This is a genomic window from Janthinobacterium sp. GW458P, assembly GCF_002127585.1.
In the GTDB taxonomy this organism is placed as follows: domain Bacteria; phylum Pseudomonadota; class Gammaproteobacteria; order Burkholderiales; family Burkholderiaceae_D; genus Janthinobacterium.
Genome location: NZ_NEGZ01000025.1, coordinates 1 through 14,384 on the forward strand (window position 1 = coordinate 1; position 14,384 = coordinate 14,384).

General features: G+C 66.5%; 11 protein-coding genes. 4 read left to right on the forward strand and 7 right to left on the reverse strand.

Translation table 11 applies throughout. The features are described from left to right. Positions 1–2,902 (forward strand): CHAT domain-containing protein (locus CBW50_RS15190; RefSeq protein WP_139842529.1); only part of this gene is annotated, 2,902 nt, incomplete at its 5' end. On the opposite strand, the gene CBW50_RS15195 is transcribed toward CBW50_RS15190, so the two are convergent. The 5 genes from CBW50_RS15195 to CBW50_RS15215 all read right to left on the reverse strand — a co-directional run bounded on the left by CBW50_RS15195 (position 2,835) and on the right by CBW50_RS15215 (position 8,244). Next, complete coding sequence (locus CBW50_RS15195; protein WP_086146342.1) at positions 2,835–3,596, reverse strand: GNAT family N-acetyltransferase; 762 nt, start codon at positions 3,594–3,596, stop codon at positions 2,835–2,837. The two genes, CBW50_RS15190 and CBW50_RS15195, sit on opposite strands and share 68 nt — an antisense overlap. Before the next feature lie 233 nt (positions 3,597–3,829). Beyond that, the gene (gene fdhD / locus CBW50_RS15200; protein WP_086146343.1) at positions 3,830–4,648 is read right to left on the reverse strand and encodes a formate dehydrogenase accessory sulfurtransferase FdhD; all 819 of its coding nucleotides are present in this window, start codon (positions 4,646–4,648) and stop codon (positions 3,830–3,832) included. Between the two features lie 89 nt (positions 4,649–4,737). After that, on the reverse strand, positions 4,738–5,445 hold the full coding sequence (locus CBW50_RS15205; RefSeq protein WP_086146344.1) for a hypothetical protein: 708 nt from the start codon (positions 5,443–5,445) through the stop codon (positions 4,738–4,740). 94 nt (positions 5,446–5,539) lie between these two features. Next, on the reverse strand, positions 5,540–6,997 hold the full coding sequence (locus CBW50_RS15210) for a Ppx/GppA phosphatase family protein (RefSeq protein WP_086146345.1): 1,458 nt from the start codon (positions 6,995–6,997) through the stop codon (positions 5,540–5,542). A gap of 164 nt (positions 6,998–7,161) precedes the next feature. Then, positions 7,162–8,244 (reverse strand): calcium:proton antiporter, encoded by a 1,083-nt coding sequence (locus tag CBW50_RS15215; RefSeq protein WP_086146346.1) that lies wholly within the window; start codon positions 8,242–8,244, stop codon positions 7,162–7,164. Between the two features lie 293 nt (positions 8,245–8,537). Here CBW50_RS15215 and CBW50_RS15220 point away from each other — a divergent pair, with 293 nt between their 5' ends. After that, positions 8,538–8,876, forward strand: a complete 339-nt coding sequence (locus CBW50_RS15220; protein WP_086146347.1) for a hypothetical protein — start codon at positions 8,538–8,540, stop codon at positions 8,874–8,876. 7 nt (positions 8,877–8,883) lie between these two features. On the opposite strand, the gene CBW50_RS15225 is transcribed toward CBW50_RS15220, so the two are convergent. Then, on the reverse strand, positions 8,884–10,035 hold the full coding sequence (locus CBW50_RS15225; RefSeq protein WP_086146348.1) for a diguanylate cyclase: 1,152 nt from the start codon (positions 10,033–10,035) through the stop codon (positions 8,884–8,886). Between the two features lie 37 nt (positions 10,036–10,072). Beyond that, on the reverse strand, positions 10,073–10,348 hold the full coding sequence (locus CBW50_RS15230) for a hypothetical protein (protein ID WP_076570163.1): 276 nt from the start codon (positions 10,346–10,348) through the stop codon (positions 10,073–10,075). A gap of 217 nt (positions 10,349–10,565) precedes the next feature. On the opposite strand from CBW50_RS15230, the gene CBW50_RS15235 reads away from it, so the two are divergent. Both CBW50_RS15235 and CBW50_RS15240 read left to right on the forward strand, forming a co-directional pair. After that, positions 10,566–11,339 carry a transferase spermidine synthase gene (locus tag CBW50_RS15235; RefSeq protein WP_086146349.1) on the forward strand — a complete coding sequence of 258 codons (774 nt, stop codon included), beginning with the start codon at positions 10,566–10,568 and terminating at the stop codon, positions 11,337–11,339. Between the two features lie 150 nt (positions 11,340–11,489). Further along, the gene (locus tag CBW50_RS15240; protein WP_086146350.1) at positions 11,490–14,375 is read left to right on the forward strand and encodes an EAL domain-containing protein; all 2,886 of its coding nucleotides are present in this window, start codon (positions 11,490–11,492) and stop codon (positions 14,373–14,375) included. The last annotated feature ends 9 nt before the right edge of the window (positions 14,376–14,384 follow it).

Here is a 14,384-nt window from a genome sequence, read left to right on the forward strand (position 1 = left end):
CGGCGTGCCGCCGCGCTTCCGCCCCCAGCCGGCCGACGTGCCACCGCTGTATCCGCAGCCGCAGGAACTGCTCGACGCGGCCGTCGGCGCGGCGCGCCCCGCCCTGGCGCCGGAAAGCCCGCCGGCGCGCCTGGGCATTTCCGTCATCCACGGCAGCATGGCTTCGGCCGACGCTCCCGTCATGAGCGGCTGCTATGCCTACGAATCGCTGCGCGGCAGCATGAGCTTTCTGGACCGCCTGCTGGCGGGCCGGCTGCAGGAAATCCATGCGCTGGGACGCTTCCCGCAACGCCCCGATGCGGCGCTGGTGGTGCTGCAGCCGGACGCGGCGCGCCGGCCCGGCGGCGCCATCGTCATCGGCCTGGGCGCGCTGGGCGAACTGACGCCGGGCGAACTGGCGCGCGCATTCGCCGGCGGCCTGCTCGAATACGCGTGCGTCTGCATGCAGGTGCGCGCCGCCGGTCATGTCGCCACGCCGCCGATGGGCGAACACGGCTTGCGCGTGGCCAGCCTGCTGTCCGGTTCCGGCTATGGCGGCTTGAGCATCGCCCTGTGCGCGCGCGCCCTGATCGACGGCGCGCGCAGCGCCAACCGGCGCCTGGAAGACGCGGGCATGGCCTGCCGCATCGGCCATATCGCCATCTATGAACAGTCCGAGGCGCGCGCCATCGCCGCCGCCATGGCCATCGAACAGATCATGGCCGAGGCGCGCTACCAGGGCAGCTTCACGTTCGAGCGGCGCATCCGCCACAGCCCCGGCGGCTACCGTCGCATCCTGCCCAGCCTGAGCGGCGACAACGGCTGGCGCCGCGTGCAGATCGTCGCCGCCGACCTGTCCGGCGCCCTGCGCTTCACGCTGTTGACGGACCGCGCCCACAACAGCGTCGACGAAGAGCCGAACCAGCGCCAGGCCGTCGATGGCCTGATCATGGACGCCACCGACAACACCACCGACCAGCCGGGCCTGTCGCGCGCGCTGTACGAACTGATGCTGCCCAATGGCCTGAAGGCGGCCATTCCCGAGATGCGCGGGCTGATCCTGGCCGTCGACCAGAGCGCCGCCATCTACCCGTGGGAACTCATGCGCGACGAGGCGGGCAGCGAGGAAAGCCCGCTGTCGACGCGCATCGGCATGGTGCGCCAGCTGGCCAGCCTGCGCGAACAGCCGCCCGCCACCAGCCCGCCCAGCAACAGCGTGCTGGTGATCGGCGACACGGATTCAGGCCTGCCCGAGCTGCCCGGCGCGCAAGCCGAGGCGCAGGACGTGACGCGCATGTTCGGCGCGTACGGCTACCAGGTGCGCGAGCTGCTGCGCCCGCAGGCGCAGCGCGTGCTGGTGCACCTGTTCGACGAACGTTATTTCGCCATCCACCTGGCCGGTCACGGCGAGGTGGCCGGCCCCGGCATCGCGCATACGGGCCTGGTGCTGGGACCAAAGACGCGGCTGACGGCGGCGCAGGTGAGCAAGCTCAAACGCGTGCCGCAATTCGTCTTCATCAATTGCTGCCACCTGGGCGACATGCGCCCGGACGCCATCGCGCCATGGTCCAAGCTGGCCGCCAGCCTGGCCACGGCCTTCATTGAAATGGGCGCGCAGGCGGTGATCGCGGCCGGCTGGCGCATCGACGACCAGGCGGCCAGCATTTTCGCGCACAGCTTCTATCACGCCATGCTGAGCGGCGAATTCTTCGGCGACGCCGTGCGCCTGGCGCGCGAGGCGGCCTACCTGCACTTCCCCACCTCGAATACCTGGGGCGCCTACCAGGCGTACGGTGATGACCACTACCATTTTCCGAATACGCAAAGCCGGCCATGGCAGGCCCCCGCCTACCACTACCACGGCCACCTGCTGGCCGACCTGGAAACCCTGCACGCGCGCCTGGCGGGCGCCGATGCGGCGCGCCGCGCGGCCATCGAGGAAAAGCTGGGCAGCATCGAGGAAGCCGTGCGCGCGCGCTTTTTCGGTTGCGCCGACATCCGCGAAAACATGGCCGCCACGCGCGCCGGCCTAGGCGGGCTAGACAATACCCTGCGCGCCATCGAACACTATCGGGCGGCGCACAGCGCGGCGGACGGCAGGGTGTCCCTGCGCGCGCTGGCGCACTGGGCTGAGCTGGAGATACGCCAGGGCGCGGCCCTGTGCGGCCTCGATGCGGGCGCCGGCATCGAGGTGCCGGCCGTGCCCGATACGGCGCTGGGCCGGCAATTGATGCACGACGGTAAACAGCATATCGACCTGCTGATCGCACTGGCGCCGACGGCGCAGCGCCTGGCCCTGCTGGGCCGCTACTGGGCCTTGCAGGCGCGCCTGGCCTGCAGCGAAGGGCAATCCGGCGCGCCGGCACTGCGCGCCATGACGGACGCCTGCCTGGCCGCGCTGGAGGAAGCACGGCGGCGCAGCGGCGCAGCCGACTGCCACCTGATTTTTCAGGTACTGGCGGGCGCGCTGCTGCTCAAGGCCCATGGCGACGACAGCGCCTGGCAGGCGCTGCACCCGCAGCTGGGGGACTTGCTGCACGACGCCGTTGCCTATGCGCGCCAGCGCCACGCGGACGAACACCGCGCCATCGACGCCGGCGCCCCCGTGCGCGCCGCCCTGCTGGCAGCCCTGTGGCAGGTGCCGGACGGCCAGCCCTTCGACGCGCCGGCGCGCGCCGCCTTCCTGGCGCTGTACCGCGACGCCGTGCTGCGCCACGGCAGCATCGGCGAACCCGAAGCGATCACCGTGCCCCTGCGCTTCCTGCTCGACCTGCTGCCGCCGGACGGCGCGGAAACCGGCTTGCGCAGCGCCGCGCAGGCGCTGGCCAGCCAGCTGCAGGCGTCACTGCAGGGTATCAGCCAGGCACCACTCCGTAATGGCGCGCATAACGCTCGTCCAGATTCGCCAGAGGCATCATCATGAACATGTCGGCGCTTTCAAAATCGGGGTCCCAGGCCGGTTCGCCGCAAATCCACGCGCCCGAACGCAGATAGCCCTTGATCAGCGGCGGCACCTGCGGCTTGTGCGCCGCTTCCACCTGGTGGATGGGGAAAGGCAGGTGCGGCGTGACGCGGTACTCGCTTGGGGCCATGTGCTTCTCGGCCAGCGCCTGGTAGACGGCGACGGCATTGTGGCCGCCATCGGCCAGGCTGATGCTGGCGCAGCCCACCAGGTAGTCGCAGCGTTCGCGGCGCATGTATTCGGCCAGCCCGGACCACAGCAGCATGATCACGCTGCCGCCCCGGTACTTGGGATGGATGCAGGCGCGGCCCGCTTCGACCATGCGTCCGCGCAGATTGTTCAGGCGGCTCAGGTCGAACTCGTTTTCCGAATACAGGCGGCCAATCTTGGCGGCCTTGGCCGCGCTCAGCACGCGGTAAGTTCCCACCACTTTCAGGGTGTCGGCGTCGCGCACGATCAGATGATCGCAGTGCTCGTCGAATTCATCGCTGTCGAGGCCATCGGCATTGGCCAACGACGTCAGGCCCATGGTCTCGATAAACACCTTGTAGCGCAGACGCTGTACTTCGCGCAATTCCGCAGCTGTAGTGGCCTGGCTCAGCACCAGTTGGACCGGCCGGGACTTTGCTTCGTTTGACGCAATTAGGTTTTGCATGGTTTCATCCCCTGTGATCAAGACGACTCCAGCGTACTTGCCTAATATGTCAGGAAAATGACAGCCGAATGTCATTTCCATGACGCAAGTCAATACCATGGCAGGATCGTGCAGAATTACCACACTCCCCTTCCAATCTGGCCGGCACCGCCATGGCGCGCTTTGCCGATGCCGGCATGGCGGACCTGACCGGCGCATGGGCCGGCGGCGTGGCGCGCGGCGGCGCAGTGAACTTAGAGCGTGATGCCGGGCGTGTAATCGACCCAGGCATCCTGGCGGCAGAAGCCCACCAGCTTCATGCCCGCCTGCACGGCGATGGAAATGGCCAGCGAACTGGGGGCGGAAATCGTCGCCAGCAGGGGAATCCGCATGCGCGCAGCCTTGCGCGCCAGCTCGTAGCTGCCGCGGCTGGACAGGAAAACAAACCCGCGCCGCATGTCGGCATCTTGCAGCGCGAGATGGCCGATCAGCTTATCGAGTCCGTTATGCCGGCCGATATCCTCGCACACCCGCACGATGTCTCCGTCCGGCGTGCACCAGGCAGCCGCATGCACGCCGCCCGTTTCCCGCATCAGCGCCTGGTGTTCGCGCAAACCGCTGGCGGCGCGCGCCAGCGCAGCCGGCAGGTCGACCCGGATCAGGGACGGCGGCAGCGCTTCCGGATGCAGGTCGAGCATATCGATGCTGTCGATGCCGCACACGCCGCAGCCGCTGCGGCCCGTGAGCGCGCGGCGGCGGTCCTTCAGGCGCACGAAATCTTCCTGCGCGATGGTCAGCGCCACTTCGGCGGAATCGGGGCGCAGCAACACTTCGCAGTCGAAAATGGCGGCAGCCGATGCCACCACGCCTTCCGTCAGCGCGAAGCCGTACGCGAACGCTTCGAGGTCGCGCGGCGTAGCCATCATGACGACGTGGGAAATGCCGTTGAAGACCAGCGCGACGGGGATTTCCTCGGCGACGTGGTCGATGGCGGCAGTGGAATCGCCCGCGCGGTGGCGGACAATGGCGCGCTCGACGAAGCCGGCGCGTTCGATCTCTGTTTCTTCTGACATGGCAACCATGGGGAACTAGTACAGCCCCCATGGTAAACCAGAATGGGCAAGCAGGCGGCAGTCCACGCGGGACCGCCCTGCCGTCAACCTCAATCCTTCTTCGGACGGCCCGTTTTCAGCTGCGGCAGGCCGGCCAGCACGTTTTGCAGGGTCGCCAGGTCGATCTGGCTGATCAGCGCCACGCCGATGCGCAGCAATTCGCTTTTCTTGATCTCGAAACCGGCTTTCAGGCAGGCCTTCTTGACCTGGCCCAGGACTTCATACTCGGCTTCCGGCATGGTGAAGCTGTCGCGCACCAGCTTCGGCTTGCGGGCTTTTTCCTTGACGGCGGCGACCTTGGCGGCCGGCGCTTTTTTCACGGCGGCCGGCTTGGCGGCGGCTTTGGCCACCGGTTTGGCCGCAGCTTTCGCGACCGGCTTGGAGGCCGCCTTGGCAACTGGCTTGACGGCCGCCTTGGCGACTGGCTTGACAGCGGCCGGCGCGGCTGGCTTGACGGCGGCTTTCGCGACTGGCTTGGCAGCCACGGCCTTGGCCGCCGGCTTGGCGGCCGGCGCCTTGGCTACGGCAGGCTTGGCTACGGCAGGCTTGGCGGCAACAGGCTTCGCTGCGGCGGCTTTGGCCGCCACTGGCTTGGCGGCGGCCTTTGCCACCGGCTTGGCGGCAGGCTTGGCGGCAGGCTTGGCGGCAGGTTTGCTGGCAGGCGCGGCCTTGGCTGCGGCCGCATTGATCGAAGCGCTCGTAGGGAACATCGATACGGGCGCGCTGTCGGCTTTTTTGGCAGGTACGGTTTTGGTCATGGATTTTCCAATCTAACAAATAATATAAACAATATATACTGTTTTTAAAAACCTTGCTTGCTGTATATCAAACTTCAGCAATCTTGCCGTCCTCTCACGCGCTGGCGCGTATCGTGAAGTCGACCCCGACCTCATCCCAGAATTCCTGTTCCTTTTCGATCCAGAACGACACGGTGGGATGGTGCGCCACCCAGCCGCGCTTGATATCGAGTTCGATGCGGCTCTTCATGCGCAGGCGCAGTTCGCTGAAATCGGCCTCGATGCGCGCATGCATGAGCAAAATCGACAAACGCAGCGCCAGCACGGCCTTGGCGAAATCGGGATCGGACAGTACCTCGCCGATCTTGCGCAGATTGCCCTTCTGCGCCAGGATCAGGCGGCTCATGGTCTTCTGTTCGCGCGTCGTAAAACCGGGCAAATCCGCATTTTCCACGATGTAGGCCGCATGCTTGTGGTAGCCCGTCTGCGACACGGCCAGGCCCACCTCGTGCAGCAGGCTGCTCCAGCGCAGGCATTTCACCAGGGCTTCGGACGTGGGCTTGAGCTGGGCGTACATGGCCAGCGCCTGCTCGGCCACCCGGCCCGCCCGCTGCTGGTCGATATGGAATTTCTCCATGCAGCCCTGCACCGACTGTTCGCGGCGGTCACGCTTGGTCGAGCGCAGATACAGGTCCCACATCACGCCCATGCGCAAGCCCGCCTCGATCGGCGTCATGGCGGGAATCGCCAGTTCACGGAACAGGCCGATCAGGATGGCCAGGCCGCCGACGATGGTGCTGGCGCGGTCGGGCCGCAGGCCCGGCATGTCGATGCGGCTGGTGTGACCGAGTTCGATGAAGCGCCGCGCCAGCGCATCGAGACTGGCGCTGGTGAGCAAGCCGTCGCCAAGCTTGTTGCGGGCGATGATGTCGGCGATCGTGCGGATGGTGCCGGAAGAACCGTAGGCGGTCTTCCAGTGCTGCGGATGGTACGGCGGCGCGGCATCCTCGAAATGGCTGCGCGCCGACAGGATGGCCGCCTCGAACGACGGGGCGTCGATGCGCCCGCCGATAAAAAAGGACAGGCTTTGCTTGACCGTGCCCAGGCTGAACGACTCCACGCGCTCGATATCCTGGCCGCGCCCCAGTATCAGCTCCGTCGAGCCGCCGCCGATATCCATCACCAGGCGGCGCTCGCCGGGAATGGCCAGTGAATTGGCCACGCCCATGTAAATCAGGCGCCCCTCTTCCTCGCCCGAGATGATCTCGATCGGGTAGCCGATGGCTTGCTCGGCCAGCGGCAGGAAAACGGCGCCGTTGCGCGCCACGCGCATGGCCGATGTGGCCACCACGCGCACGGCTTCCAGCTCGAAACCGGCGAGGGTGGCGCGAAAACGCTGCAAACAGGCCAGCGCGCCCTGCATGGCCGCCTCGGTCAAGTCGCCATTGGCATCCAGGCCGGCGGCCAGGCGTATCGGGTCGCGCACGCTCTTGACCACGCGGATCGTGTCGCCATCATGCGTGCCGACGTGTAAACGAAAACTGTTGGACCCCAGGTCCACCGCTGCATACATACTGGCCTCTTGTCTTGTCATTGCTGCACCAACCGAAAAAAGTTGGCAAAATCAGTTGCTAAACTATATAAATCATTTAGACGATTTAAAAATCCTACCACACTACTCTCATCGTATGACAGCGGCGTGACAGGATTGTGACAAAACGGCAGTCGTGCGGCGGCTTACGGCACGATGGTCGTGAACAAATACACGGCAAAAATCACCAGGTGGACCGTCCCCTGCATGACCGTGGTGCGGCCCGTGCCCAGCGACAGGGTGGCCACCATCAGCGACAATAGCAGCAGCACTGTCGACTTGATATCGAGTCCCAGCGTGATCGTCAGGCCCGTGGCCAGCGACACCACCACCACGGCGGGTATCGTCAGGCCGATGCTGGCCAGCGCGGACCCCAGCGCCAGGTTCAAGCTCGTTTGCAGGCGGTTGGCGCGGGCCGCGCGCACGGCGGCCAGGCCTTCGGGCAGCAGCACGATGGCGGCGATGACGATGCCGACCAGGGTCTTTGGCGCACCCATGGCGGCAATCGCCGTTTCCAGCGCCGGCGCCAGCGACTTGGCCAGCAGCACCACGGCGCCCAGGCAGACCAGCAGCGCGCCGGCGCTGACCCAGGCGACGGTAGGCGTGGGCGGCGCCGCATGCACCTCTTCGTCGCCCACGGCTTCCTTGGGCAGGAAGTAATCGCGGTGGCGCACCGTCTGCACCAGCACGAAAGTGCCATACAGGACCAGCGAGATGACGGCGATGAAGATCAACTGGCTCGAGTTGTAGTACGGCCCGGCGGCGCTCGAGGTGTAGTTCGGCAGCACCAGCGTCAGGATGGCGATGGCCGCCAGCGTGGCCAGCGACGCGCTCACGCCCAGCAGGCCGAAGGTCTGCTCGCGGTGGCGCCCGGCGCCCAGCAGCAGGCAGATGCCGACGATGCCATTGAGGATGATCATGATGGCGGCAAACACCGTGTCGCGCGCCAGCCCCGTCGTTTCCGGTCCGCCGGCCAGCATCAGCGAGACGATCAGCGCCACCTCGATCAGGGTCACGGCCAGCGCCAGCACCAGGGTGCCGTACGGTTCGCCGATGCGGTGCGCCACCACTTCCGCGTGGTAGACGGCGGCCAGCACGCTGCCGATCAGGCCGGCCACCAGCAGGATCTGATAGAAGCCGCCAACATTGAAGGTGGAACCGAACAGGAACAGCCAGCCGGCAAGCGGGGCGGCAAGCGGCCATACAGGCAGGGATTTGAGCATTTTCATTATGGGCCTGGCAAGAGTAAAAAAGGGGAACTGCGGTGCGGACGGCAAGAGGGTCCTGGCGTGCACCCGATAGCATAACTTGCTTAGCTTAAATGAAAGTTAGGGAATACACATCTCGCGTGACGGCGCCCCGCGCCTGACCCGCCTTTCAATCACCTTGCCACAGTGCACCTGCTTGCTACCAGTAACTATAGTCCCTTTGGTAACATGCCGTTGCAATTTTCTTGTCTTTTTGCTTCCTGCCGCCGTCATAATGCAGGGTCCGCCTTCCGGGCACCGACCAAGGACTAACCATGATTTCCATAAACAGCACAGCCATGCGCACGTTCTTCTTCGCGGGCAGCCTGCTGTGCGCCGCCGCGCACGCGGACACACCGCCAGCGCAGGCAGCGCAGGTTGACGCCAACTGGGCCACCGCGCCCGCGCCTGCCGCAGAGGCACGGTGGCAAGACAGCCTGCCGCCCGCGCCGCCGGTGGCGCCACGCGAAGAAAAGATACTGCCCAGGAGCGAATGGCTCACCGTGGAGCCGATGAAGGCGCCGGACCGGCGCTGCGATCCCGGCCTGGACGCCCTGTTCCTGCCCAAGGAGTGCGGCAAGGAACCGAGCTGGCTGGGCTCGCGCAAGAAGTAAAGCCGGCTTAAATGTCCAGCGTGCTGGCGCCCTGCGCCTCGACCACGCGGTTGCGGCCTGCCTGCTTGGCCGCCTGCAGCGCCTCGTCGGCCCGCTTGAACAGGCTGACGGTGCTGTCCTCGGCGCGGATAGTGGTCACGCCCAGGCTGGCCGTCAGCTGCAGCACGGCGCGTTCCGTCTTGACGGGCAGCGCCTCGACGGCGGCGCGGATGCGCTCGGCCACCATCAGCGCATCGGCCAGCGTCGTGCGCGGCAGCTGGATGGCGAATTCGGCACCGCCCAGGCGGCCCATCAGGTCGCTGTCGCGCAGCTGCTGGCGGCAGGTGTCGACGATGGTTTTCAGCACCGCGTCGCCCACCGGATGGCCATAGCTGTCGTTGACGCGCTTGAAATGGTCGATATTGAGCACCACCAGCGCCGTCGGCAGGCCGGGCCGGCGCGCCAGCGCCATCCACGGCGCCAGCGCCTGGTAAAAGCCGCGCCGGTTCGGCACGCCCGTGGCCGCGTCGAGCACTTCCAGGCGCGCCAGCTCGCCGGCCAGTTTTTCACGCGACAGCAGCAGGTAGCCGAAGGCATTCGTCAGCATCATCAGGTACAGCGCGCCGAAGCCGGCCAGCTGCATCAGCTCCGCATCGAAACCGGGCACGCTGGCGGCCAGCACGCCGCGCGCGGCGATCAGCAGCGACAGGATGCCCATGCTGACGACGAGGAAGCGGCGCAGCATGCTCGCCTCGCGCCACTTCAGGCACAGCGCGGCCACGCCGGCCAGGAAGAAGCCGGCCACGATCAGCGAACCGCCCGCGCTGCGCAGCAGCGGCGCCACCTCGAACAGATAGCAGGCGGCAAACAGCCCTATCGCCGCGCCCAGCGCCGGCAGCACATGGCGGCGCCAGCCGCTGCGTCCGGCCGCCTGCCACAGGGCACCTGCGTCCAGCGCCATGCCGGCGAACAGCAGGCTGTTGCCCAGCAAGATGGAGAGAAAATCGGGCAGCACGCCGCGGAAATACAGCAGACACCAGGCCACGGCCTGGCATTGCTTGGCCACCGCCCAGGTGGACATGCTGAGCGACTTCTTGCGCTCGTATTCGAAGAAGAACAGGGCCGCGCACAGGCTCAGGTTGCCAAGCGCCAGGGCCAGTACCAGGGTCTTGATATCCATGGGCTATGCCATCGCCGCGCCGGCGCGGCGCATCCTGTCAGATTTCGTGTTCGACATTGGTGCTGCCGTCGCCGACCTTGCTGGCCCAGGCCTGCACGAAGTACTGCTTCTCCGCTTCGCTGGGGGCTTCATGCCAGAAAACGATGAGGGTACCCTTGTGATCGTGGATTTGCGCCACTTTCTCGATGAAGCCGAAATTGGCGGCCTGGTCGGCCAGCGCCGCCGCGTAGCCATACACGCGCGTCAGCCGCTCGATGCGGTCAGGCTCCGTGAAACTATTCGTGGCCGTGATAATGGGGTGATCCAAAAACATGCTTGTCTCCATGGTGCCCGACTGCGCGGCCGTGCCGCCGCGTGCCACAGGCTGCCTTGCGCTGCTCCAGCTTGCACGCCGGGCGTGCAAGCGGCCAGCCCGCCTCTGCCATATATGGACGCTCGGTGCGGATTAATCGGGTATGCTCACGGGAGCTTATCAGATTTCTCTGAATGCAACAAAGCATCTCCCACCGTCCACTCAGCGAAGTCGCCCTATGCCGGATAGCAAACTCCCCGCCGCGCGCGCGCCCCAGGTGCATACCTGCGGCGACCGGCGCCGCCTCGAATTCCAGCCGGGCATGATCCAGAGCGAAATGCTGCTGTCGCGCCCCGACCATCTGCTGCTGCGCTACGCGCGCGCCATGATGTGCTTTACCCTGTTCGTGCCGCGCCCGCGGCATATCCTGATGGTGGGCCTGGGCGGCGGCTCGCTGGCGAAGTTCTGCCACCGCCACCTGCCCGACACCCGCATCACCGTACTGGAACTGCGCGCCGACGTGATCGCGCTGCGCGAGCAATTCATGCTGCCGCCCGACGACGCGCGCCTGCGCGTCATCGAAACGGACGCCGTCAGCTACATCCGCCAGCATCCGGGCTGCGCCGACGTGCTGCTGCTCGACGGCTACGACGAAACGGGCTTGCCGCCGGCCCTGGGCAGCGCGCGCTTCTACGCGGACTGCCTGCGCGCCCTGCTGCCCGGCGGCGTGCTGGTGGCCAACCTGTTCAGCTATGACGAGCACTACCCCGCCATGCTGAAACGCCTGATGCTGACCTTCCGCGGCGCCGTGTGCCAGTTCGACGGCATCGCCGGCAACAACTGCATCCTCTTCGCCGCCAGGCCGGACCAGCCGGGGACGGGCCGCGCCGTGCGCGTCGTGCGCCTGGTGCGCTGGCGCCGCGCCGCAGGGCTGGCCTTCCTGAACCGGCTGCTGCCGGCATGGCAGTTGTGGCGTTTGCGCCGGCAATCAGGCGCACGCGGCAACCGATAGTCGTCCGCGATGGCCAGAGATATTGTTGCTTATTAGCAGCGATCTGGTGCAAAATTCGCATGATGGATGTGGTTTATGACAAACTACGGCCTGCGCGGGCCGGCAGGTGCTGCCGAGCAATTGTGTCCATGAAGTGAGATAGGAAAACCCATGTTGCGTGGCCGCCTGCCATTGTCGATTTCCGCTGCGGCCGCGCTGACCTTCGCCTGCGGCGTCAGCGTGACGGCCGTGCTGTTCGCCGCCATCAGCCAGCTTGAATACGACAAGATGAGCCTGAGCCTGCAGCAGCGCGCCGGCGCCAGAGTAGCGGCTATCGAACAGGGACTCGACGATGCGGTGGAAGTGCTGACCACGACGAACCAGCTGTTTGCGGCCGTCGTGCCCGTCACGCGCGAGCAATTCCACGATTTCACCACGCCGCTGCTGCAGCGCCACCCGTTCATCCAGGCCTTCAATTTTCACCGTCTCGTGCCGCATGCGCAGCGCGCCGCGTTCGAGGCCGGGCTGCGGCGCATCGCGCCCGACTATGCGATGACGGAAATGCGCGATGGCGCCATCCATCCCGTGGCCGAGCACGCAAACTACCTGATCGTCGATTATCTCGAACCGCTGCAGGGCAACCGCCCCGCCTTTGGCCTGAACGTGCGCCCGGACGGCTTGCTGGCCGGCGCGCTGGAACAGGCCATCGTCAGCGGCCAGACCACGGCCACCGGCCTGCTGGCCCTGGCGCAGGGGCCGCAGCGCGGCTTCGTCATCCTGCGCCCCGTGTACCGCCACGGCGCGCCGCTGCAGACCGTGCAGCAGCGGCGCGCGGCGCTGATCGGCGACACGGCGGCCGTCATCCGCGCCGGCGAGCTGGTACAGAAAATCCTCGCCGGCGCCGACCTGCTGGGCGACCCGCAACTGGAACTGAGCGTGTACGCGGACGCGGGCGCCGATCCCCGGCAACTGATCTTCCGGCACGGCCAGACGACTGTCGAAAACACGGCCGGCAGCTGGCAATCGCTGCCCCGCTGGCTGCAGTTTGCCTACCACAGCCGCTACGACAGCGCCTTTTCCGCCGCCGGCCGGCCCTGGCATGTGCGCGTCGACGCCCATCCGCGCCCCTTCCTCGCCGACCACCTGGGCTCGCTGTTCACCCTCATCATGGGTTTGCTGTTCAGTCTGCTGACGGCCGCCTTCGTGCAATCGCTGACGCAGCGTTCGCGCCGCGTGCAGCTGCTGGTGGAGCAGCGCACCGCCGACCTCAAGCGCAGCAATGAACTGCTCAGCGCCGACGTGCGCGCGCGCCAGCGCACGGAGCGGGCGCTGCAGGAAAGCGAGAAGCGCTTCCGCCGCCTGCTGGCCCTGTCGTCGGACTGGTACTGGGAACAGGACGTCAATTTCTGCTTCACCCACATCACCAGCGGCTTCACGGACAAGTCGAACATGCCGCTGGAACGCTTCATCGGCATGCGGCGCTGGGACAACAACCCGGAGATGCGCAATTCACGCTGGGGCAAGCAGCATATCGCCACCCTGGAAGCGCACCTGCCGTTCTCCAACCTCGAATACGCGATGCACGACCGCAATGGCCAGCTGCGCTGGTTCAGCGTCAATGGCGAACCGCTGTTCAACGAGCTGGGCGAGTTTCGCGGCTACCGGGGCACGGGCTCGGAAATCACGGAGCGCAAGCTGGCCGAGCAGCAAATCCAGCATATCGCCCACCACGACGTGCTGACGGGCCTGCCCAACCGCGCCCTGCTGCGCGACCGCCTGACGCAGGCCATGGCCCTGTCGCGCCGCAAGAACCGCGCGCTGTGGGTGCTGTTGATCGACCTCGACCGTTTCAAGTTCGTCAACGACAGCCTGGGCCACAAGGCGGGCGACCTGCTGCTGAAAACCATCGCCACGCGCCTGCAGGCCAGCCTGCGCGAAAGCGATACGGTGGCGCGCCTGTCGGGCGACGAATTCGTCGCCATCCTGTGCGAGCAGGCCGACGAAGCGCTCAGCGGCGCCATCGTGCAGCGCGTGATGGATGCCGTGGCCCAGCCGGTATTGCTCGACGGCAAGGAATTCTTCGTCACCTGCAGCATCGGCGTGGCCGTCTACGACATGTCGCGCTACGACGCCCCCGGCGACGTGACCCTCAATGGCGAGACGCAGAACCTGATCGAGCAGGCCGACATCGCCATGTACTGCGCCAAGAAACAGGGCCGCAACAACATCAAGTTCTACACCACGGCCATGAACCAGGCCACCCTGGAGCGCCTGCGCATCGAAACGGCGCTGCGCAACGCCCTCGAACGCGAGCAGTTCGTGCTGCACTATCAGCCGCAGCTGGACCTGGCCAGCGGCCGCATCGTCGGCGTGGAGGCGCTGCTGCGCTGGCAGCATCCGGACCTTGGCATGGTGGCGCCGAACCGCTTCATCGCGCTGGCCGAGGATACGGGGCTGATCGTGCCGATCGGCGCCTGGGTCATGCGCCAGGCCTGCGCCCAGGTCAAGGCCTGGCATCGGGAGGGGCTGGGCAATCTGCGCCTGGCCGTCAACCTGTCGGCGCGCCAGTTCAACGAGCCGAACCTGGTTGCCTCGATCGCCGCAGTGCTGGCCGAAACGGACCTGGCGCCGGCCTGCCTGGAGCTGGAATTGACGGAAAGCCTGTTCATGCACGACGTGGCGCTGGCCGTGAGCCAGCTGCACGACATGAAGGCGCTGGGGGTGCAACTGTCGATCGACGATTTCGGCACCGGTTATTCCAGCTTCGCCTACCTGCGCACCTTCCCCATCGACGTGCTGAAAATCGACCGCAGCTTCATCAACGACGTGGCACGCGATGCGGACGACGCGGCCATCGTCGTCTCCATCATCGCGCTGGCGCACAATTTGAAGCTGCGCGTGGTGGCCGAAGGCGTGGAAACGGCGGAACAGCTCGATTATCTGCGCAGTCACGATTGCGACGAGGCGCAAGGCTATTACTTCAGCCATCCGCTGCCGGCGCACGAGGTGGAACTGCTGCTGCGGGCCGAAACGAAGGACGTGAACGCCATGGCCTGACGCGGCGTG